Annotated in this window: 26 protein-coding genes; 8 read left to right on the top strand and 18 right to left on the bottom strand. The window is 65.1% G+C overall.

Translation table 11 applies throughout. The annotated features are described in order from the left end of the window. Positions 1 to 202 precede the first annotated feature (202 nt). Positions 203 to 1,423, top strand: a complete 1,221-nt coding sequence (locus IVB23_RS37255; RefSeq protein WP_247801947.1) for a c-type cytochrome — start codon at positions 203 to 205, stop codon at positions 1,421 to 1,423. Between the two features lie 55 nt (positions 1,424 to 1,478). On the opposite strand, the gene IVB23_RS37250 is transcribed toward IVB23_RS37255, so the two are convergent. Continuing rightward, on the bottom strand, positions 1,479 to 2,123 hold the full coding sequence (locus IVB23_RS37250; protein ID WP_197969425.1) for a trimeric intracellular cation channel family protein: 645 nt from the start codon (positions 2,121 to 2,123) through the stop codon (positions 1,479 to 1,481). A gap of 167 nt (positions 2,124 to 2,290) precedes the next feature. On the opposite strand from IVB23_RS37250, the gene IVB23_RS37245 reads away from it, so the two are divergent. Continuing rightward, on the top strand, positions 2,291 to 2,716 hold the full coding sequence (locus tag IVB23_RS37245) for a hypothetical protein (protein ID WP_061881412.1): 426 nt from the start codon (positions 2,291 to 2,293) through the stop codon (positions 2,714 to 2,716). 58 nt (positions 2,717 to 2,774) lie between these two features. Here IVB23_RS37245 and IVB23_RS37240 read toward each other — a convergent pair whose 3' ends face one another. Genes IVB23_RS37240 through IVB23_RS37230 form a run of 3 tightly spaced genes read right to left on the bottom strand, consistent with a single transcriptional unit; the run spans position 2,775 to position 4,317 of the window. Further along, entirely contained in the window at positions 2,775 to 3,584 is an 810-nt protein-coding gene (locus tag IVB23_RS37240; protein ID WP_197969424.1) for an isocitrate lyase/phosphoenolpyruvate mutase family protein, read from the bottom strand. Between the two features lie 50 nt (positions 3,585 to 3,634). Next, a complete protein-coding gene (locus IVB23_RS37235) occupies positions 3,635 to 3,985 on the bottom strand; it encodes an antibiotic biosynthesis monooxygenase (protein WP_027574093.1) in 351 nt (116 codons plus the stop codon). Positions 3,986 to 4,008: 23 nt separating this feature from the next. Then, positions 4,009 to 4,317 (bottom strand): NIPSNAP family protein, encoded by a 309-nt coding sequence (locus IVB23_RS37230; protein WP_194393389.1) that lies wholly within the window; start codon positions 4,315 to 4,317, stop codon positions 4,009 to 4,011. Between the two features lie 164 nt (positions 4,318 to 4,481). On the opposite strand from IVB23_RS37230, the gene IVB23_RS37225 reads away from it, so the two are divergent. From IVB23_RS37225 to IVB23_RS37215, 3 genes are all read left to right on the top strand, one after another. Continuing rightward, positions 4,482 to 5,180 (top strand): ArsR family transcriptional regulator, encoded by a 699-nt coding sequence (locus IVB23_RS37225; protein ID WP_247801946.1) that lies wholly within the window; start codon positions 4,482 to 4,484, stop codon positions 5,178 to 5,180. A gap of 194 nt (positions 5,181 to 5,374) precedes the next feature. Next, on the top strand, positions 5,375 to 6,385 hold the full coding sequence (locus IVB23_RS37220; RefSeq protein WP_247801945.1) for an alpha/beta hydrolase: 1,011 nt from the start codon (positions 5,375 to 5,377) through the stop codon (positions 6,383 to 6,385). Between the two features lie 190 nt (positions 6,386 to 6,575). Further along, the gene (locus IVB23_RS37215) at positions 6,576 to 6,827 is read left to right on the top strand and encodes a hypothetical protein (protein ID WP_028182358.1); all 252 of its coding nucleotides are present in this window, start codon (positions 6,576 to 6,578) and stop codon (positions 6,825 to 6,827) included. 160 nt (positions 6,828 to 6,987) lie between these two features. On the opposite strand, the gene IVB23_RS37210 is transcribed toward IVB23_RS37215, so the two are convergent. Continuing rightward, positions 6,988 to 7,272 carry a twin-arginine translocation signal domain-containing protein gene (locus IVB23_RS37210; protein ID WP_247801944.1) on the bottom strand — a complete coding sequence of 95 codons (285 nt, stop codon included), beginning with the start codon at positions 7,270 to 7,272 and terminating at the stop codon, positions 6,988 to 6,990. Positions 7,273 to 7,383: 111 nt separating this feature from the next. Next, positions 7,384 to 7,698 (bottom strand): hypothetical protein, encoded by a 315-nt coding sequence (locus IVB23_RS37205; protein WP_247801943.1) that lies wholly within the window; start codon positions 7,696 to 7,698, stop codon positions 7,384 to 7,386. Between the two features lie 124 nt (positions 7,699 to 7,822). Between IVB23_RS37205 and IVB23_RS37200 the strand changes: the two genes are divergently transcribed. Beyond that, entirely contained in the window at positions 7,823 to 8,476 is a 654-nt protein-coding gene (locus IVB23_RS37200; RefSeq protein ID WP_247801942.1) for a glutathione S-transferase family protein, read from the top strand. A gap of 76 nt (positions 8,477 to 8,552) precedes the next feature. Further along, positions 8,553 to 8,705, top strand: coding sequence for a hypothetical protein (locus IVB23_RS37195; protein WP_197488612.1), 153 nt, complete (start codon positions 8,553 to 8,555; stop codon positions 8,703 to 8,705). 121 nt (positions 8,706 to 8,826) lie between these two features. Here the strand turns inward: IVB23_RS37195 and IVB23_RS37190 are convergent, their stop codons facing one another. The 4 genes from IVB23_RS37190 to IVB23_RS37175 all read right to left on the bottom strand — a co-directional run bounded on the left by IVB23_RS37190 (position 8,827) and on the right by IVB23_RS37175 (position 11,671). Further along, positions 8,827 to 9,174 carry a hypothetical protein gene (locus IVB23_RS37190; RefSeq protein WP_247801941.1) on the bottom strand — a complete coding sequence of 116 codons (348 nt, stop codon included), beginning with the start codon at positions 9,172 to 9,174 and terminating at the stop codon, positions 8,827 to 8,829. Between the two features lie 55 nt (positions 9,175 to 9,229). After that, positions 9,230 to 9,901, bottom strand: a complete 672-nt coding sequence (locus tag IVB23_RS37185; RefSeq protein WP_061876863.1) for a Fic family protein — start codon at positions 9,899 to 9,901, stop codon at positions 9,230 to 9,232. Continuing rightward, a complete protein-coding gene (locus IVB23_RS37180) occupies positions 9,898 to 10,074 on the bottom strand; it encodes a hypothetical protein (RefSeq protein ID WP_197488613.1) in 177 nt (58 codons plus the stop codon). The genes IVB23_RS37185 and IVB23_RS37180 overlap by 4 nt, the downstream gene beginning before the upstream one ends. 64 nt (positions 10,075 to 10,138) lie before the next feature. Continuing rightward, the gene (locus IVB23_RS37175) at positions 10,139 to 11,671 is read right to left on the bottom strand and encodes an acyl-CoA carboxylase subunit beta (RefSeq protein ID WP_028182322.1); all 1,533 of its coding nucleotides are present in this window, start codon (positions 11,669 to 11,671) and stop codon (positions 10,139 to 10,141) included. A gap of 139 nt (positions 11,672 to 11,810) precedes the next feature. On the opposite strand from IVB23_RS37175, the gene IVB23_RS37170 reads away from it, so the two are divergent. Next, positions 11,811 to 12,215: a DUF4260 domain-containing protein gene (locus IVB23_RS37170; protein WP_197969418.1), complete on the top strand. Its 405-nt coding sequence runs from the start codon at positions 11,811 to 11,813 to the stop codon at positions 12,213 to 12,215. Between the two features lie 102 nt (positions 12,216 to 12,317). Here the strand turns inward: IVB23_RS37170 and IVB23_RS37165 are convergent, their stop codons facing one another. The 8 genes from IVB23_RS37165 to IVB23_RS37130 form a co-directional block, all read right to left on the bottom strand. Next, entirely contained in the window at positions 12,318 to 13,136 is an 819-nt protein-coding gene (locus tag IVB23_RS37165; protein WP_247801940.1) for a penicillin-binding transpeptidase domain-containing protein, read from the bottom strand. 73 nt (positions 13,137 to 13,209) lie between these two features. Beyond that, on the bottom strand, positions 13,210 to 13,473 hold the full coding sequence (locus tag IVB23_RS37160) for an EscU/YscU/HrcU family type III secretion system export apparatus switch protein (protein ID WP_061876866.1): 264 nt from the start codon (positions 13,471 to 13,473) through the stop codon (positions 13,210 to 13,212). Further along, positions 13,470 to 15,062: a flagellar hook-length control protein FliK gene (locus IVB23_RS37155; protein WP_247801939.1), complete on the bottom strand. Its 1,593-nt coding sequence runs from the start codon at positions 15,060 to 15,062 to the stop codon at positions 13,470 to 13,472. The genes IVB23_RS37160 and IVB23_RS37155 overlap by 4 nt, the downstream gene beginning before the upstream one ends. Before the next feature lie 55 nt (positions 15,063 to 15,117). Next, positions 15,118 to 15,912, bottom strand: coding sequence for an ATP12 family protein (locus IVB23_RS37150; RefSeq protein ID WP_247801938.1), 795 nt, complete (start codon positions 15,910 to 15,912; stop codon positions 15,118 to 15,120). A gap of 137 nt (positions 15,913 to 16,049) precedes the next feature. Beyond that, complete coding sequence (locus tag IVB23_RS37145; RefSeq protein WP_197968300.1) at positions 16,050 to 16,346, bottom strand: hypothetical protein; 297 nt, start codon at positions 16,344 to 16,346, stop codon at positions 16,050 to 16,052. A 45-nt stretch (positions 16,347 to 16,391) separates the two neighbouring features. Beyond that, complete coding sequence (locus IVB23_RS37140) at positions 16,392 to 17,606, bottom strand: RluA family pseudouridine synthase (RefSeq protein WP_247801937.1); 1,215 nt, start codon at positions 17,604 to 17,606, stop codon at positions 16,392 to 16,394. A gap of 52 nt (positions 17,607 to 17,658) precedes the next feature. Beyond that, entirely contained in the window at positions 17,659 to 18,996 is a 1,338-nt protein-coding gene (locus IVB23_RS37135; RefSeq protein ID WP_247801936.1) for a replication-associated recombination protein A, read from the bottom strand. Further along, on the bottom strand, positions 18,993 to 20,399 hold the full coding sequence (locus IVB23_RS37130; RefSeq protein ID WP_247801935.1) for a DegQ family serine endoprotease: 1,407 nt from the start codon (positions 20,397 to 20,399) through the stop codon (positions 18,993 to 18,995). The genes IVB23_RS37135 and IVB23_RS37130 overlap by 4 nt, the downstream gene beginning before the upstream one ends. Positions 20,400 to 20,591: the final 192 nt, after the last annotated feature.

Below are 20,591 nucleotides of genomic sequence, written 5' to 3'. Positions count from 1 at the left end.
CCATCACCGCCACTCTATGTCGGATATTTCATGATCCGCACCACAAATCTGGATGAAAGGGCGCGCCGGGTGAAAATCGCAATTTCGTGGCCGCAAACACGCCGGGCATTTTCAATTTGTGTCACCATACCCCCGCCGTCGCGAAATGAATGGCCGCCCCCATGGCGCCGATGACGGCGATTGGTCGCAGGAGAGGCCGAGCATGCGCACGATTCTGGCCGTGATCGCGTTGTGCAGTGCAGTTGCTGGCGCGGCCCTTGCCGCCGAGCCATCGCCGGAACTGATCGCCTATGGCAAGGCGCTGGTCGAGGCCGGCGACTGCGCGGGCTGCCACACCGCCGATCCAGCCAAGCCGTTCGCGGGCGGCAAGCGCATCGACACGCCGTTCGGCGCGATCTTTGCGCCGAACCTGACGCCTGACCGCGACACCGGAATCGGCGCCTGGAGGGATGCCGATTTCGTGCGCGCGGTGCGCACCGGCATCGCGCCCGACGGCTCGAACTATTACCCGGCCTTCCCCTATCCTTACTTCACCAAGATGACGAAGGACGACGTGCTGGCGATCCGCGCCTATCTCGGAACGCTGGCGCCCGTGGCGAGCCGCAACAAGCCGCCGGAACTGCGCTGGCCGTTCGGCTATCGCGGCCTGATGCGGCTGTGGAACGCCATGTATTTCAAGCCCGGCCTGTTCGAGCCGGACCAGAGCAAGAGCGCGGCCTGGAACCGAGGCGGCTATCTCGTCACCGGGCTCGGTCATTGCGGCGCCTGCCACACGCCGAAAAACTACTTCGGCGCCGACAGGAACGCGCAGGCGCTATCCGGCAACGAGGTCGGAGGCTGGTTTGCCCCCCGCCTTGATGGCGCCGTCCGCACCGGGCTGAAATCGTGGAGCGAGGAGGACATTACCGAGTATCTGCAAAGCGGGCGCAACGCCAAAAGCCATGCCGGCGGGCCGATGGCGGAGGTCGTCGTCAACTCGACCGCTAAAATGAGCGATGCCGATGTGCGCGCAATCGCCATTTACCTGAAGAGCCTGCCGTCGACGCGACGCGAGACGATCGTGACGCCGCCCGACAATGCCGAGATGAAGGCCGGCCAGGCCGTCTACGCAAAACTCTGCATCGCCTGCCATGAGGCCGACGGCTCCGGAGCCCCGCGCATCTATCCGCCGTTGCCAGGCAATGCGCTGCTGCAATCCAACAACCCATCCTCCACCTTGCGCATCATCCTCGACGGCGCCCACACCGTGACCACGCCGCGCGCGCCCAACACCGGGGAGATGCCGGGTTATGCCAAACAACTGTCCGACGACGAGATCGCGGCGGTGACGAATTACATCCGCAATTCCTGGGGCAATGCGGGCCTGCTGGTGACGCCGGCCCAGGTGGCGAGGGCGAGGAAGCGAGAGGCGAATGGGGAATAGTGAGTAGCGAATGGCCCAGAACCATTCGCTATTCGCCATTCGCGCGCGACAGCGCTCACCTCTCCTCATCCCCGGTGAACACGAATTTCGGCATCTCCCATCTGTAGTGCACCGCGAGCAGGCGGAAGCTGAGGCCGAGCACGAAGGTCAAGATCGTCCAGAGCTCGGCATGGAGATTGAAGCCGAACGCTGTGGCGTAGAACAAGCCCGTGACGACCGAGACGCTGGCATAGAGCTCGGATCGGAACAGCAGCGGCACGTCGTTGCAGAGCACATCGCGCAACACGCCGCCGGCGCAGCCCGTCACCATGCCCGAGACGATCACGATCGGCAGCGAGGCATCCATCTGCCAGCCGACGTTGCAGCCGATCATCGTGAAGACGACGAGGCCGATCGCATCGAGCACGATGAAGGCGAGGTGCAGCCGATGCACGAGGCGCGCGATCAGGATCGTCAGCAGCGCCGCCCCGCCCGGCAGTGCAAGGTAGATCGGGTGAGCCACCCATACCAGCGGATAGTGACCGAGAAACAGATCGCGCAGCGTGCCGCCGCCAAGCGCGGTGATGCAGGCGAGAAGACAAACGCCGACATAATCCATGCTGCGCCGCCCCGCGGCCAGTGCTGCCGTCATGCCCTCCGCCGTGATGGCGACGAGCGCCAGAAAGTGCAGCACGCTATCGGTCGGCGGCAGACTCCACATCGGCTTCGTCCCCTCGTCGCGGCCATGGAACTCGCGTTCAGTTCCCCACCGAACAGGTTCCCGATTCCCGGCGTGAGAGCAACATGCGACGAAAGCATTGGGTGGCGGGGAACGGAATCTCGCACCTGAGGGTTGTCCCGGCGTCATAACCCGAGGAGATCCAATCGATGGCTGACGACCGTTTTCCCAACGATCCGTACCGCCCGAACCTCGCCGACGATGAGTTTGCTCGCGCGGCGCGCCGGGATGCCGACCTTCAGGCCGATCCCGAGCTCGGGGAAGGCCCTGCCTCCAGCGGCAAGATCGCGCTGTTTGCGGTAGCGGTCGCCCTGGTGCTGGGCGCGGTGTTCTACGGCTTGAACAATACCACCACGACCAACCAGGCCAGCAACACGCCGGCCTCGCAGACTGCGCAAACGCAGCCGACCAATCCGGCGGCGCCTCCCGGCATGCGCGACGTGACCCCGCGCAACAACACCGAGCCGGGCGTGACCACGGGTGCCGCGCCGAGCAGGCCTGCTGCCCCGGCTCCCGATACGCCTGCTGCAAAGCCGGCGCCGGATGCACAGACGCCGGCCAGCGGCGCGAAGTAACGGTTCACAATGAGACGTGAGAGCGGCGGGATGCAACATCCCGCCGCTTTTCGTTTGCCTAGCTGAACATCTTGTTGAGCTCGCCGCCGGAATAGCCGCCGGCAAGCTCTGTGAACGTTCCCTTCTCCGCCATCTCCTTTGCTGCGCGCATGAAGCCGCCCCAGGCGGCGCGGGCTAGCGAGCCCCCCACACTGATGCGGCGCACGCCGAGATCCCGGGCTTCCTGCAGCGACAGGCCGGACGCGCCGATCAGGAGATTGAACGGCTTTGGATGCACCGCCTTCACCACCGCGGCGATGTCCTCGCGGCTCTTCAGGCCCGGCGCGTAGAGACAGTCGGCGCCGGCATCAGCATAAGCGGTCAACCGATCGATGACGAGCTTGAGGTCGGTGACGCCCCACAAGTACGCCTCGCAGCGGCCGACCAGCAGCGTGCCGCTGTCGCCGATCGCCTTGCGCGAGGCCTTGATGCGCTCGACCGCAAGCGCGCTTTCGTAGAGCGGCTTGTCCTTGTCGCCGGTGGAATCCTCGATCGAGAGGCCCGCGACGCCGGTACGCACACAGCGCTCGACATTGTCGGCGACCCTGTCCGGCTCGACGGCAAAGCCGCCCTCGAAGTCGGCGTTCACGGGGATGTCGACGGCCGAGCTCAATGCTGCCAGATGCTGACAGACGTCCTCGACGGTGACGTGATTGTCGGCCTTGCCGATGGTCCAGGCAAAGCCCGCGCTCGAGGACGCGATCGCCTTGAAACCGAGATGCTGCAAGGCCTTCGCGCTGCCGACATCGACCGGATTCGGCAGAATGAAGCAGCCGCTCTCGTGCATTTTCCTGAATGTCGCGCGCTTGTCCGCGGTCGTCACGTGCATGTTTCTCTCCCTCGTTGCTGCGCAGAGATAGGCGCGCATCTTCAAGTGCGCTAGTGCGCGTCGTGCACCGCGCGGCTGTCCTTCGGAGCCTGCTCGCGGTCGGTCATGCTGTAATCCCGGATCACGCTGGCGATGCGCAGATGATAGTCCGCGAAAATCTTTGCGCGGCCTTTTGCCTGGGTGCGGCGATGCTCCATCGTGTTGCGCCAGGCCGCGACTGCTGCCTCATCCCGCCAGAACGACACCGACAGGATCTTGCCCTTCTCGGTCAGGCTTTCGAAGCGCTCGACCGAGATGAAGCCGTCGATGGTTTGCAGCAACGGCTTCAGGTCGGCCGCGAGGTCGAAATAGTCCTGGCGGTGTTCCGGCTTGGGCCAGACCTCGAAGATCACGGCGATCATGGGCATCTCCTTGCGTTGATGGCCTACAATACCACCTTGCGCAGGAAGGTGCGCTCCTCGGCGAGGATGAATTTCTCCGCCTCCGCAAAGTTGAAATTTGCGGTGCCGTCGAGATCGGCGCGCAGCCGCTTGCGATAGGACTCGTACGCCGCCAGGCTCTCGAACGAGATCAGGGCGAACGCGATGTTGTTGGTGCCCTCATGCGGCATGAAATAGCCGATCAGCTCGCCGCCACATCTCGGGATGATGGTGAGCCAGCGCTTCGAATATTCCTCGAACTGCGGGCGCTTGAACGGATCGAGCTGATAGCGGATGAAGACGGTGACGGACATGACAGGCTCCTGTGTTTCCGCCGTCATTGCGAGCGCACCGAAGCAATCCAGGAATCCCTCCGCGGGAACAATCTGGATTGCTTCGTCGCTGCGCTCCTCGCAACGACGGCGTAGTGAGAAGCTACGCCCTTGCCCGGCCACAATGCTTCGGCTACCATCGAAGCATGAAATCAGGTCCTGATATCGCCATGGTCGCCTCCCTCGTCGGCGACCCCGCGCGCGCCAACATGCTCACGGCGCTGATGAACGGCCGTGCGCTCACCGCGAGCGAGCTGGCGCAGGAGGCCGGCATCACGCCGCAGACCGCAAGCTCGCATCTTTCGAAGCTCGAGGCCGGCGGCCTCGTCGAGCCGGAGAAGCAGGGTCGCCACCGCTATTACCGCCTCACCGATGACGACGTCGCCGGGGTGCTCGAAGGCCTCGCGGGCCTCGCCGCGCGGACCGGCCACATGCGCGTGCGCACCGGACCGAAGGATCCGGCGCTGCGGCGGGCGCGGATCTGTTACGACCATCTCGCCGGCGATCTCGGCGTGCAGATGCTCGACACCATGCGCGAGCGAAACCTGGTCAGGCAGAAGAAGCAGGATATCGAGCTGACGGCCGAGGGCGAGCGCTTCCTCGCCAAGCATCTGCAGATCTCGCCAGACATGCTGGCCCATCCGCGCCGCCCGGTGTGCAAGGCCTGCCTCGACTGGAGCGAGCGGCGCCACCATCTCGCCGGCACGCTGGGCGCGGCCTTGATGCAGCGTTTCGCCGAGCTGAAATGGGCCTCGCGCGATGCCACGCCCGGCAGCCGCGTGGTGAATTTCACCCGCACCGGCGAGAAACAGTTCGCCGTGCTGTTCGGTGGCGTGCAGGACTGATCACGCAGGGCGCGTGGGTTCGCACGTTTGCGTGTGAATGCGCGCTCTTGTCGCGACCGGGCTTGACCCGGCCATTCACGCGTTTATGGCCACGTCATTCCGGGGCGGCTCGTAGAGCCGAGCCCGGAATCTCGAGGTTCCGGGTTCGATGCTTCGCATCGCCCCGGAACGACATGGCCAACCACGAGACCTCCATGATCCGCATCCTCTCCGCCGCACTCGCGGCCGCCCTCCTCGCTTTCCCCTTCATGCCCACGCGCGCCGCGGACACGCCGCCCCGTGAGCCCTATGGCATCGCGCTCGAAGGCTTTGCCTATCCCTACCCGGTGCACCTCCTGCCTGTTATCAACGACGGCGAGCAGCTCAGCATGGCCTACATGGATGTCGCCGCCGCGCAGCCGAACGGCCGCACCGTGGTGCTGCTGCACGGGCGCAATTTCCCGTCGAGCTATTGGGCCCCCGTGATCAAGATGCTCGGCGAGGCCGGCTTCCGCGTCGTGGTGCCGGACCAGATCGGATTCGGCAAATCCTCCAAGCCGCAGGGCGAACTGCATTTCGACAATCTGGCGCGCAACACCATTGCGCTGCTCGATCACCTCAAGATCGACAAGGCCGACATCGTCGCCCACTCGCTCGGCGGCATGCTCGGCGTGCGCATCGCCCGCGCCTATCCCGACCGCGTCGCCCATCTGGTGCTGACCGCGCCGATCGGGCTGGAGGATTACCGCCTCTACGTGCCGCCGACGCCGACCGCGAAGATGATCGAGACCGAGGACAAGCTCACGGCGGAGGGCTATCGCAAGCAGCTCCAGACCAATTACGCGATCAAGCTGCCAGCCGAGGCGATCACGCCATTCATCGATGCCCGATTCAACATCAAGGGCAGCCCCGACTATCCGCGCTGGCTGCGCGCCTTCGTCAGTTCCGGCCAGATGATCTACCGAGAGCCGGTGGCGCACGAGATTCCACTCATCGCGCTGCCCACGCTGTTCATCATGGGGGCCGACGACCACAACGCGCCGGGCCGGCCACTAGCGCCCGAGGCGCTGCGGGCCAAGATGGGGCAGAACGCCGAACTGGCGAAGGCGCTGGCGGCGAAGATGCCGAATGCGCGGGCCGAGGTGATCCCGAACACCGGGCATCTCGTCTTCCTGGAGGCGCCCGAGAAGTACAAGGAGCTGGTGCTTGGTTTTCTCGGCCGCTAGCGACGCTTGCGTGTCGTCTGAGGCAGGATGCGCGGACCGTTCATGCCGCATTCAGGTCATGATTGGCAGGTTTGGATCGCAACGTGTCGGCACGCCCCAGATTTAACGTGTCGAATCGTGTCTCTTGAATCATTGTGCGCCAAAAGCGCCATTCCCCTAGCCTGCCTCCAAGGACGAGAAGGAAGACCCAATGAAATACCTGTTTGCCGCCGTCATGCTCGCCAGCGCGGTCGTCGGTTTCAGCGAGGCGGCCAGCGCCGCCGGCGGTTGCGGCCCGGGTTGGTATCGCGGCCCCTATGGCGGCTGCCGTCCGATGCGCGGCCCGGTCGTCGTTCGCCCCGCTCCGGTGGTGGTCGCCCCGGCGCCGGTCGTCGTTGTGCCTCGCGCGCGTGTGTGCCCCTACGGCTTCCGCTGGTACGCCGGCCGCTGCCGCCCGTTCTGAGCTCGTCCATTTGCGTTCAAAGTGGCCGCGCGGCGAAAGCCAGCGCGGCCATTTTTTTAAGTTGCTGCCAACGCTTCGTCGCCATGGACTTGGGGCGCTCCCAGAATCGAAACGGGGACCGCTTGTGGCGATCCCCGTCCAACCCGCGAACGTCGCGAGCTTACCAGTGATGGCGGCGGTGCCAGCGGCGGCGATGCCGGCGCCAATGACGGCGGTGCCAGCCCCAGTGACGGTGATGGCCGTAGTGAACCTGCTCCGGCGTCAGCTTGGCGGCTTCCTCGCTGGTGGTGACCGCGGGATGAGCGTCGGAATTGCCCTGAGGCACACGGGCGGGATCACCGACCGGCTGCGGTGACAGCGGCGCGGCCTGCGCGGCCGTTGCGGCGAAGGCGGCTGCGCCCGCTGTCACCCCCAATGCAAGTTTCAGAAAGTTCCGGCGCTCCATCATTTCTTCCTTTGGTCATCGTGACTGTGATGCAGAGGAAGTGTCGCGTTCACGACATGAACCGAAGCTGAATCGCGCGTTCAGATTTGTTGAGCCGCGGATGTCTCCCGACTATTTCGCAAACTCCTGTGCCAGCACCAGCGTTTCGCGCGTGCGCTTCACGTCGCGCCAGTCGCGATTGAAGTCGGCAACGAGCTTTTGTAGCGTGTCACCTTTCAGCATCGCATTCAGCCTTGCCTCGTCATCGAACTGATACATCGCCTGGTGCACCGAGGGATCGTCGAGGTTCCAGAACCGCCAGGCCTTGCTTACGCCGAACGCCTTCACCGCATCGGGCAGATGTTCCGTCTCGTACCATCTGTCGAAGGCGGCGCGCTTGCTGGCGTCGGGGACGGTGGCGCGGACGACGAAGAAGGCTGCTCGCATCGGGTTTCCTCCTGTTGTTTGGGGCAAGCTTAGCCGGTTAAGCCGACGACGACAAAAAATGCCGGCCCCGATGTCGGAACGGGCGCCCTTCGCTCGTCCTTTGCTTCGAACACGGAGACAGCAAATGACCGACCTCACCCTGACCACCTTCAATTGGGTTCCCGAAGCACCGCGAGGCTTTGTGCGCGACCTTCGTGTGCGCTGGGCCCTCGAAGAGGCGGCGCTGCCCTATCGCGTCGCCAGCGCCCCGTTTGACGATCGCGGGCCTGCGCATTTCGCGCACCAGCCGTTCGGCCAGGTGCCGTGGCTGACCGACGGCGACATCTCGATCTTCGAGACCGGCGCGATCCTGCTGCATCTCGGTGGGCTCAGCGAGAAGCTGATGCCATCCGATCCGCGCGGCCGCGCCGAGACGACGGAATGGGTGTTCGCGGCGCTCAATTCAGTGGAGATGGCGAGCCTGCCCTGGGGAATGTCGAAGTTCATGGGACATCCGACTGACACGGCGGCGTGGAAATTCGTGGACGACTTCCTCAAGCTTCGGCTCAAGCATCTCGAGCCGGTGCTGGCCGGCCGCGAATGGCTGGCGGGCTCGTTCTCGGTCGCCGACATCCTGATGTCGGACGTGCTGCGCGTCGTCGATGGCTTCGGCGGCCTGGCGGACCATCCGGCCTGCCGCGCCTACGTCGCGCGCGCCATCGGCCGCCCGGCGTTCGCCAAGGCCCACGCCGACCAGATGGCGCATTTCGCTGCGGCGGATAAGGCACGTGGGGCGTGATGCGGCTCACACAATCGATCCAGTGCCCAGCATACAACTCGTCGCCATCGGAATGAAGCAATTCGACAGGTGACACATGGTCCGCCTCGAATATCTCAAACGACAGATCGCCCGCGCCGAGCGGCTGGCAAAAGCCATCCTCGACCGCCAGACCGCCGATCGGCTTCAAGCCTTCGCAGCCGAATGCCGCACGGAATTGTCGGAACTAACGCTCAAGACCGCAGCGTGAGGCGTGCTGTCGCCGGATGCGTGAGATAGGTAGGGCGGATTAGCGACAGCGTAATCCGCCACTCCTCCATCCGGTGACACATACCTTGGTGGATTACGCTGTCGCTAATCCACCCTACGCGTCACACCAGCTTCAACGGAGCATCGACGACCAGGCGAAGGTCGATGCGTCCGATCAACGCCGCACGCCGCGCCTCCGCAGCACGAATGGCCTCATCCGTCTGCCGCAGCGTGCTGACGTTCGAGCCGAGCGAAACGATCCCGCCGAGAACCAGGGCGATCGAACCGAGCGCCGCTGTCTGACCCGTGCCAAATAGGCCGAAGATCGTGATCAGCAGTAGCGCCGCGCCACTGCCGATGGCGATCTTGGAGGCCAGGATGTACTTCCGGCACCGCTCGGCGATCTCGGCAAGCGCCTCGATCCGATCTTCGATATCGGAGATTTCGTCGGTCGGTTCGTCTTCGGTCATAGGGCTTCGGATCTGGGAGCTTGCCTACGAATGAAGCTAGCGCCAAGGGTTGTTCTTAGCCGGGTAGTTTCCCGCCAACCGATCTATAGAATTCCGCGAGTTGGTTCGCCAACAATGAAGCTAGCAAATCTTCCATTTTCGAGACATCGATCCGGCCACCATCGCGAAAAGCTAAATCGGCCGCATCCAAGGCATCGAAATAGGGCCGCCGGTTATCGACTATTTGATCTGGAATCGTCGGGGTGCCCGGCAAAAGAGTGCCGGCCCGAATTGAGAGCACAACGTACGAGACAATTCGGGAAGTGCGCCCATTCCCGTCCGCGAACGGATGAATCCAATTTAGCCGCCACATGACATAAGCAGCTAGGTGAATCGGCGTGCTGAGTTCCCAGTGATCATTGACGTAGTCGCACATGTCCTCAATGAGTTCTGGGACGAGATGTGCGCCGACAGGCTCATGCTTGCTTCCCTCGATGGCAACGCCACCGGGGCGATAGTTGCCAGCATAAGAGCTGATGCCCGCCAAGGCTTCCCGTTGCAGACCGAGGATGAGCGAGGGACGGAGTTTGAATGAGCCCCGTTCAAGGGCGGTCTGGATCACGCCAATAGCCGCGTCGTACTGGCGGAACCCGTTCCGGGCTTCCGCAGCGGCCTTCGCTTGCGGATCTGTAATCAACTCAGGTTCGAGCGCCCGGCTATCACGCCGTTCGCGCTCGTCGCTTGTCACTTCTTTTCCTTGGCCAATTTCTCGGCCTCACGATCCACCATTTCTCGCGTTATAAGCTCATTTTCGAAATGGGTATTGCCATATACGAAGCTACGCCGCTGCTCCTCCCGGTGTTCCGGGGATGGATTCGCGGTTTTTGCAGCCTCGATGAGTTTCTTGAGAGCGTCGGTCATGCCGTTAATATAGTCGAATCGGCTCGACCGTACCACGCCATTTTTCCAGCGGGCCGACTCCCCCTCACAACGGCAAATTGTCGTGCTTCTTCGCCGGCATCTCGGTCTTCTTGTCCTTCAGCATAGCCAGCGCGCGGGCGATGCGCTTGCGAGTCGAGTGCGGCATGATGACGTCGTCGATGTAGCCGCGCTCGGCGGCGATGAAGGGCGAGAGGAAGCGGTCTTCGTATTCCTTGGTGCGCGCCGCGATCTTGTCGGGGTCGCCGATGTCGGATCGGAAGATGATCTCGACCGCGCCCTTGGCGCCCATCACCGCGATTTGGGCGGTCGGCCAGGCGTAGTTCATGTCGGCGCCGATCTCCTTGGAGGCCATGACGTCGAAGGCGCCGCCATAGGCCTTGCGGGTGATGATGGTGACGAGCGGCACGGTGCACTGCGAGTACGCAAACAACAGCTTTGCGCCATGCTTGATCAGGCCGCCATATTCCTGCGCGGTGCCCGGCAGGAAGCCCGGCACGTCGACGAAAGTCACGATCGGGATATTGAAGGCGTCACAGAAGCGGACGAAGCGGGCCGCTTTCCGCGAGGCGTCAGAATCGAGCACGCCGGCCAGCACCATCGGCTGGTTGGCGACGAAGCCGACGGTGCGGCCGGCGATACGGCCGAAGCCGGTGACGATGTTCTTGGCGAAGGCTTCCGCGATCTCGAAGAAGTCGCCCTCGTCCACGACCTTCAGGATCAGCTCCTTCATGTCGTAGGGCTTGTTCGGATTATCGGGGATCAGCGTGTCCAGGGACATGTCGACCCGCCCGATATCGTCGAAGCTCGGCCATTCCGGCACGCCGTCGGTGTTGTTGGACGGCAGGAAGTCGATCAGGCGCCGCATCTGCAAGAGCGTCTCGACGTCGTTCTCGAAGGCGCCGTCGGCGATCGAGGAGCGCGTGGCGTGCACCGAGGCGCCGCCGAGTTCTTCGGCGGTGACGACCTCGTTGGTGACGGTCTTCACCACGTCGGGGCCGGTGACGAACATGTAGCTGGTGTTCTTCACCATGAAGATGAAGTCGGTCATGGCCGGCGAATAGACGTCGCCGCCGGCGCAGGGCCCCATGATGACGGAGATCTGCGGGATCACGCCCGAGGCCAGCACGTTGCGGCGGAAGACGTAGGAGTAGCCGGCGAGCGCGGCGACGCCTTCCTGGATGCGAGCGCCGCCGGCATCATAGAGGCCGATGATGGGCGCCCTCGCCTTCATCGCCATGTCCTGGAGTTTCGTGATCTTCAGCGCGTGGGTCTCGGACAGCGAGCCGCCGAACACGGTGAAATCCTTGGCGAAGACAAACGTCTTGCGGCCGTTGACGGTGCCCCAGCCGGTGACGACGCCGTCGCCGGGCACCTTGGTCTTCTCCATCCCGAATTCGGTGGAGCGGTGCTCGACGAACATGTCGAACTCCTCGAACGACCCCTTGTCGAGCAGCAGCTCGATGCGCTCGCGCGCCGTCAGCTTGCCGCGGGCGTGCTGCGCCTCGATGCGCTTTTCCCCGCCGCCGAGTTTTGCGGCGGCGCGACGGTCTTCGAGGGCGTCCAGGATGTGTTTCATTTGCTCCCGCCAGTTCTTAAGTGATGCGGGGTTCTAACACGGCATTTTGCGGGCCGGAAAGCGGCTTTCGGCGTCGCAGGGCTGCCCTGCCGCAGCGTGAAAGCGCAAGGAATTACAGAGCTTTGCCTAGGAGACGAACATGAGCGAAGGAATGGCCGAGACGGGCGCGGCGACGGGCAGCGTTAACATCCTGTTGCGGCTGGAGGGCCTGACCCTGTTCGCAGGGATGGTGACGCTCTACGCCGCCTGGGACGGGTCCTGGCTGGTTTTTGCCTTGCTCTTCTTCGTGCCCGATCTGAGCTTCCTGGCATACCTGTCCGACGCCAGGTTCGGCGCGATGGTCTACAACGCCGCTCACAGCTACATGGCGCCGGTGGCGCTGCTGACGCTGGGCTTCGGCCTCGCCTCGCCCCTCACTTTGTCAATTGCCTTGATCTGGCTTGCCCATATCGGCATCGACCGGGCGCTCGGCTACGGCCTGAAATATTCCGCAGGGTTCTCCTTTACCCATCTCGGCCGGATCGGGCGGCAGAAGGCCGCCTGATCGGCGCGCGACCCTGCGAAGCTTGGACTCCCCGCCCCCTCCGCCGTGGAGGAGTTCTTACAGGCGCCGTTCAAGCCTGGTCAGGGGCAACGGGCGCTGGAGTCAGATCGCGCCGATCTCGGCAAGACAGGCTTGCGTCAGCGGCATGCGCTCGCCGACCAGACGCGGCTCCTTACAATCCATGTTGAGCGCGAACACGGTGTGCGCCTCGCCCTTCTCGGCCCAGCCGACCATCCAGCCGAGCGACGGCTCGCCGCGCTCGGCCCCGAGCAGGCCCGACTTGGCGCGGATGATGCTGTCGCCCAGTTTGGTCACCGGCAGGATGTCGGCGACGAGATCCTGGCTGCGCTTTGAAATCGGCAGCACGCGGCGGCGCAGCCGGTCGACGAAATCGACCTGCTCGACCGGATCGATGCGCAGGGCGCCGGTGAGCCAGAACTGGTCGATGCCGCCGCCGATGTCGCGATTGCCGTAGTCGAACTCGTCGACATATTTCTGCATGCGTTCCTGGCCAATGCGCCGTGCAATCTCCTGAAAGACCGGCACCGCGCTCACCGCGATGGCGCTGCGCAACGTGTGATCCTTGTTCCAGACTTCGATCGGGCGCTTGACGCCATCCCAGGGAAACACGTCCTTGTCGGGGTCCGCGACCACGCCGGTCTCCAGCGCAATCAGCGCGTTCGGAATCTTGAAGGTCGAGGCCGGCAGCTTGCCCTCGCCCGAGCGCTCCTTGTCGCTGGCGACGATCAGATAATCCTCGACCTTGTAGCCGACGAAGGTGCCTGAAGTGCCGAGATCGGTGAAGCGTTTTGCAAGACTCTCGCGGATTTCATTGCGCGGCGGCGCGACGTGGGCGAGCGCGCGGGACGGCAGCACCGCGGCTGCGGCGAGAAGACCGAGGGTGGAACGACGGGTCAGCAAAGCGATATCCGTGAACTGTGAGAAGCCGCGCGACCATGCAGCCGCTACGTGGTGAAACGATGACAGGTTATGCTTACCGCCCCCGGCCCGACAGCCGCAGCACGAACACCAGCACCTCGGCGACGGCCTTGTAGAGATCCGGCGGGATCTCGTCGCCGAGCTCGACCCTGGACAGCGCGCCGGCCAGAATCTCGTTCTCCTCGATCGGGATGTCGTGGGCCTTGGCGATCTCGACGATCTTTTCGCCGATCGCGCCCTTGCCCTTGGCGACGACGACAGGCGCGTTGGTGCCCTTCTCGTAATGGAGCGCGATCGCAAGCTTGGACGGATCGCTCATGTCGCGCGATCCAGGAAGTGCCCGGCGCGGGCCGGTGCCGGTTGCGGCGGCGTGCCGTCGCGGACCACGATGTCGCCAGGCTTGAGCTCGGCTCTCGTCAATGCCTGGCTGAGCTCACCGACGCCGGCACGGAGCTGCTGCGCCGTCGCCGGCCGCTCCGCCCACATCCGCACGAACGTCTTGTCGCCGTTCAGCGTAATCAACGCATGCACGGGTCCGGCCGGATCCACATTGAGGGAGAAGCGCGCGCGCCAGGTGCGCTGGGCGGGATCGCCGGACTCATTGCCGCCGTCGCGCGAGATCTCGAACTGCGCCATCGCGGTGCCCTGCGGGGTCGCGAACGGAATCTCGAAATTCCACTGCGGCAGGGCCGGATCGATGCGGTGCCCGCTGGCATCGATGCGATCGGGGAGCGACGCAATTTGCAGCAGCGTCTGCCGCGCGATCGCCGCATCGGTGTCGTCGAGCAGGCGATGCACGGTCGCAGCGAGCGGCGTATCCGGCGCGAACGATGGCGCGGCGATGGGCTGCGGCGTCGGCAGCGCACCGCGGAATGGCGGGGGCGTCGCGTGTGCGGCAGCCTCGAAGACGTGGCCATCCGGTACGGCCTTGTTGGAGCCCGGCACGTTGCCGGTCAGGCGCGGCAGGTTCTGTGTGACCTCTTGCAGCAGGCTCGTGGCAAGGCCGGCAGACATGATCCGCGACGTCGCCGCCTGCGAAGCCCCGTCGGCGAGCACGGCAGCGGCGGGATTGGCGCGGCCCGGCGTTTGCGGCTGTTGCGCGATTTCGGCTGATGGTGATGCCGCCTGCGCCGTCCCGGCGGCCGGGGCCGGTGCGATGCCGGCCTGCGGTGTCCCCGTAGCGCCGGCAGGAGTCGAAGCGCCTTGCGTCGGTGGCACGGCTCTCTCAATCGTGGACAGCGCCTGGCGCAGCACCAGCAGCGCCGCCTTCAGATCTGGCATTGTGCCTGACGACGGCGTCGCGCCTGCGGCGAGCGAAGCCTCGAGGAACAGACCCGACTTCTGGAATGCGGATTCGATATCGCCGCCGGCAAGCCCGGTATCGAGCGGCGTCTGCTGCGCCAGCACGGCCAGCACCGCCTGCTTCAAGCCCGCGGGCAGATCGCTGCCGGTAACGACGGCGGCCAGATTGGCAAACAGCGGCGCCTGGCTGCCCTGCCTGGTGACGGCCTCGGCCGAAGCCACCGTGACGGCGACTTGCTCCGGAGGTGTCAGCGTGCTGCGCGCGGCGCCCGCCGACGGCGCAAGCGGCGGGCTCTCCACCAGCGAGGCCGCACGCGGCGTCAGCGTGACCACGTCGGCGGCCGCCTCGCCCACGACGGCAAGACGGACGGTGCCGTCGTTCCGCGACACCGCCAGCTGGAGATTTTGCCCGGGCGACAGCGCGATTTCCGACATCACGTCGAGCGATAGATTTGCGATCGCGATCCGCACCAGATTGTCGGCGAGGACGCTGACGACTCTCGCATCGACGACACTGCCGGCTTGAAGCACAAGATCGGGCGTCGCCGCATCAGCCGAGGGGCTGGCGGCGCTGACGGGAGCAATGGAAGTGACCGGCGTCGGCATCTCAGCGGCCTCAGGAAGCGCCGGCCCACCGTAACGCCGCGTCGTAAACCTCTCGTTAAGGACCTGTGGTCCCGGCCGGGCTTGCGGCCGCCAGCACAGCGACGGCGGCCTCGAAATCCCTGAGGCGGATGGCCCGGCGGCTGGCTGCCTCCTGGTCCACGCCCCATTGCTCGGCGTTCCAGTCCTCGTCGACATGGGCGGCGGCCCAGACCTGGTTGGCGTCCCGCGCGCCATGGGCGAGTGCCAGCGCCAGCAGCGCCGAGCCGGTCAGGGTCGTCACCACATGGAGGGCGGCGACCGACCAGGCATCCTGCGGCAGCGCGGCGCGAGCCGCCCGAAGCGCCTGGTCCGGCTGCTTCACATGCATGATGCCCTCGGACAGGATGAAATGCGCACCCAGCGTCTCCGCCGCCCAGAACAGCACGGGATCCCAATGCGCGGCCTCGCGGGCGACCAGTCCCTCGGGATGGCCGGCACGATAGAACAGCAGGTCGGACTCGAAATATCTGGCGAGGTCGTCGCTGACGAGCTCGACGCGATCGACGACACCCTCCACCACGCTGTTGGCGATCCGCGTCAGCGGCATGCTCATGGGATCGATCGTCTCGCCCTGGGCCGCCCATTCCGCGGCCACCGCTTCGGCAAGGTCGCGCGAAGGGATGATCACCTGCCGACCGGACGGCGTACGGATCGGCTTGCCGTCGAGCACGACGGCATACCCGCCATCGGCCTCGCTCACGCCCGCCTCCTTGTAGAAGCGCTTGCGCTGCGGTGGACGCGCCGACGGGCGTGCCGCCTCGCGCGGATCGGGCGGGGTTTGCCCCGCAGCTTCATCGAACAATTCGCGCATCTCGGTTTTTCAGTCTCTGCCGCTGAATGCCAGGCTTTTAGGATAAAACCGGCAGCCGATAAAGCGAGCGGCGGGCATGAGGGAACTTGGCCGGCGTTGCGGCCCTGTTGGCCGGGGCGTTGGCCGCTAGATCGACCCTAGTTCGCGCATCTGAGCGCATAGGTGCCGCGGTGAGCGGGGCCCAGCCCCGCGCCAGCGGCGTCCTCGAGGCACTTTGAAAAGCGATCACTGAACGAATTACGCGGGAGCGGCCGGTAGTTATAGCTCGGCTGCGCATCGATCCGCGGCATCTTCGGCACCTCGAGCTTCGGCGGCGGTGGCGGCGAAGGCGGCGGAACGACCTGCGTGGGGCCCGGCAGCACAATCTGTGCCTGAGCCACCTGCCCCAAGAGCAGTGCGGTCAAAACCATGAGACAGAGCGAGAACCGTTTCATGGTCGATATGTTGTGCTCCGATCGCCCCCGTTCAACCTGACTTAACTATTCTTCAGGCGCGTTCTCGATCGGATCAAATCTGGTTGCATCCAGTCCGAGCAGGTTCCACGACTGCTGCATATGCGGTGGCAACGGCGCGGTGGCGTCGATCACGCCGCCGCGCGGGTGCGGGATGACGATGCGGCGTGCCAAGAGATGCAGCCGGTTCTGCAAGCCGCCCGGCAGCTGCCAGTTCTCGATGTTGAAATATTTGGGATCACCGACGATCGGATGGCCGATATGGGCCATGTGGGCACGCAACTGGTGGGTGCGCCCCGTCACCGGCTTCAGCGACACCCAGGTCAGCTTGTTGCCGGCGGTCTCGACCACTGCATAATAGGTCACCGCGTGGCTCGCGCCCTCATCGCCATGCTGGGCGATGCGCATGATGGTGTCGTCCTCGCTCTCTTCCTTGGCGAGGAAGGTCGAGATGCGGCCCTGCTTGGGCTTCGGCAGGCCCGGCACCAGGGCCCAATAGACCTTTCGTGCCGAGCGCGAGCGGAATGCACCGGTCAGATGCGAGGCCGCGAAGCGCGTCTTGGCGATCAGGAGACAGCCCGACGTCTCCCTGTCGATGCGGTGCACGAGCCGCGGCTTCTGGCCCTTGGCGTCGCGCATCACCTCCAGCATTTGATCGATGTGCCGCGTCATGCCCGACCCGCCCTGCACCGCAAGGCCGGCCGGCTTGTTCAGGACGAGGACGTCGTCGTCCTCGTAGATCGTCATCTCCTTCAGCGCCTTGAGCGTCTTTTGCGCAGCGTCCGAGAGCTCCCCGACGACCTTCGGTGCGTCGAGCTTCAGCGGCGGAATGCGGACGCTCTGCCCCTCCTCGAGGCGATCCTTGCTGTCGACGCGCTTGCCATCGACGCGCAGCTCGCCTTTGCGGACGACGCGCTGGATGTGGGAGAACGACAGGCCGGGAAAGCGCGCTTCGAGGAAGCGGTCGACGCGCATGTTGTTCTCGTCGGCCGTCACCGTGACGGTCTGCACCTTGGTCGGCAGCAATGCTTCGACCGGCTTTGCCGGAACGGCCTTTTCCAGCACAACCTTGGGCGCGCGCCGCTCGGCCCGCTCGCCCACAAAGCGCGGCGGCTTGCTGCCGGGCTTGCCGCCCGGCCGCGGCCCGGCCTTCTTCGCGCTGCGCGCCTGATGCGGACGCGCGTCCTCGCGCTCGTCTCGCGAACGCGGCCTTGGATTCATTCTCTTGATGCGGCGGCTCATGATTGCCTGCCTAGCCTAAAAGCGGCCATTCGTCACGACGAAATGGTCGCCTCTAGCGCGAACCGCCCCGCTCCTTCCGAAGCTTGGCCCAGTAATCCAGCCGCTTCCTGATCTCCCGCTCGAAGCCGCGCTCGGGCGGGTCGTAGAAGGTCTGGCGGCCGAGAGCCTCCGGAAAGTAGTCCTGGCCGGAGAAGGCATCGGGAGCGTCGTGGTCGTATTCGTACGCTGCACCGTAGCCTTCCGACTTCATCAGCTTGGTCGGGGAATTGAGGATGTGCTTCGGCGGCAGCAGCGAGCCGGCCTGCCTGGCGACCTGCATCGCCGTGCCGAAGGCGGTGTAGACCGCGTTCGATTTCGGCGCGGTGGCGAGATAGACGACGGCCTGCGCGATCGCGAGCTCGCCCTCGGGATGGCCGAGGAAGTCGAAGGCATCCTTGGCGGCATTGGCGACGACGAGCGCCTGCGGATCGGCAAGCCCGATGTCCTCGACCGCCATGCGCACGACACGACGGGCCAGGAACAGCGGATCCTCACCGGCATCGAGCATGCGGGCGAGGTAATACAGCGCCGCGTCGGGATCGGAGCCGCGCACCGACTTATGCAGCGCCGAAATCAGGTTGTAATGGCCGTCGGCCGACTTGTCGTAGATCGGCGCGCGGCGTTGCAGGATGTCCTGCAACTGCGCGGCATTGAAAATCTCGTTCGCCCGCGCCGAACGCCATACCTCTTCGGCAAGCGTCAGCGATGCGCGGCCGTCGCCGTCGGCCATGCGCACCAGCACCGCGCGCGCCTCCGCATCGAGCGGCAGCTTCCTGCCCTCGACCGCCTCGGCATGTGCGAACAGCTTTTCGATCGCGGCGGCATCGAGCGAACGAAACACCAGCACGCGCGCGCGGGACAGGAGCGCCGCGTTGAGCTCGAAGGACGGGTTCTCGGTGGTGGCGCCGACCATGACCACGGTGCCGTCTTCCATCACGGGCAGAAAGGAATCCTGCTGGGCGCGGTTGAAGCGATGCACCTCGTCCACGAAGAGCAGCGTGCCCTTGCCCATCTCGCGGCGGGCGCGCGCGGCATCGAAAGCCTTCTTGAGATCGGCGACGCCGGAGAACACCGCGGAGATCTGTTCAAAATGCAGATCGGTGGCATCCGCCAGCAGCCGCGCGACCGTTGTCTTGCCGGTGCCCGGCGGGCCCCAGAACACCAGCGAGCCGAGCGTGCGCGTTTCCAGCATGCGCGTCAGCGCACCATCGGGGCCGAGGATGTGGTCCTGGCCGACGACCTCCGACAGCGCGCGCGGACGCAGCCGGTCCGGCAGCGGATGCGGCGCCTCGTGGTCGAGCCCCGCCGCGGCAAAGAGAGTCGGCGTCTGCTGTGGTCGCTTCGGACTCATCCGCCCAACGTGACGTTGATCTGCTGGCCGCCGCGCACCAGCGTGATGCGCCAGATCCGCGCCCGCTCGCCTGCGGCCTTCTCGAGATCGCCGGTCTTGCTGATCTTCTGGTTGTTGACGGCCAGGATGATGTCGCCTTTCTGGAAGCCGACATTGGCCGCCGCGGTATCGCCGCCGATATCGGTGATCACGACGCCTTCGGTGTCGGCGTCCAGACGCAGCTCGTCAGCGACCGCGGGCGTGATGGTCGAGACCTTCGCGCCCTGGAACGGCGAGCGAGCGGTGACGACGAGCTCGCTGCGCCCGGTATCGGGCGCGGTCTCCAGCGCCACGGTCAGCTTGACCGGCTTGCTGCCGCGCTGCACGTCGATCTGCGCGGTGCCGCCGAGCGGACGGGTTGCGAAACGGTAGTCGAAGGCGTTGGGATCATCGACGGTCTGGCCGTCGATGCCGGTGATGAGGTCGGAGGATTTCAGACCGGCCTTCGCTGCGGGGCCGTTGGGTACCACGCTTGCGACCAACGCACCGGTCGGCGAGCGCAGGCCGAGGCTTTCCGCGATCTCCGGCGTCACCGCCTGCAATTTTGCCCCGAGCCACGGCCGCTTCACTGCCTTGCCGCCGCTCTTGGCTGATGCGACGACGACGCGCACCATGTTGGCGGGAATCGCAAAGCCGATGCCCTGCGAGCCGCCGGAGCGCGAATAGATCGCGGTGTTGATACCGGCGAGCTTGCCGCTCATGTCGACCAGCGCGCCGCCGGAATTGCCGGGATTGATCGGCGCATCGGTCTGGATGAAGAACTGGTAGTCGGTGATGCCGACTTGCGTGCGCGCCAGCGCCGAGATGATGCCGTGGGTCACGGTCTGGCCGACACCGAAGGGATTGCCGATCGCGAGCACGACGTCGCCGACCAACAGTTCATCGGAATTCGTGAAATCGAGGGTCGGAAATTTTTCCTTGGCGTCTTTCAGGCGCAGCACGGCGAGATCGGTACGCGAATCCTTCAGCAGGATCTCGGCCTCGAACTCGCGCTTGTCCGACAGCGACACCTTCACCTGGTCCGCGCCTTCGATGACGTGGACGTTGGTGACGACGAGACCGGAGGCATCGACGATGACGCCCGAGCCGAGCGAGCGCTGCATCTGCTCGGGCTGCTGACCCGGCACGCCGAAGAAGCGGCGGAAAATCGGGTCGTCCAGCAGCGGATTGCGGCTCTGCACCACCTTGGCGGCATAGACGTTGACGACCGCGGGCTGCACCCGTTGCACGATCGGCGCATAGGACATCCGCAGCTCGGCCGGCGACGACGGGACGCGGCGGTCCTGCGCTGAGGCGGGATTGAAATGGGCCGAAAAGGCTATGCACAAGGCCGTGAGGACGGCGGTCCAGGTCGATCGAAACATTCCTACCTCTCGGAAAAGACGCCGGAATATAGGCGCGTTCGCCCCTCAATAGAAGGCCGCCGGGCGGCAATATTCGGCCCTTCGCCGCCGTGTCCGGCATGCAAGGGTGTCGTGCGAATCGGCAATTTGCCCGGGCGGCGGATTGGCATGATGTGCGTCATCTTGCATGGTGGTGTGAAGCGGATTCGGTTG

The sequence above is a fragment of the Bradyrhizobium sp. 191 genome (assembly GCF_023100985.1).
GTDB classification, from domain to species: Bacteria; Pseudomonadota; Alphaproteobacteria; order Rhizobiales; family Xanthobacteraceae; genus Bradyrhizobium; species Bradyrhizobium diversitatis.
Note: the sequence above shows the minus strand (reverse complement) of the source record. Positions and strands in the feature narration are given on the sequence as shown.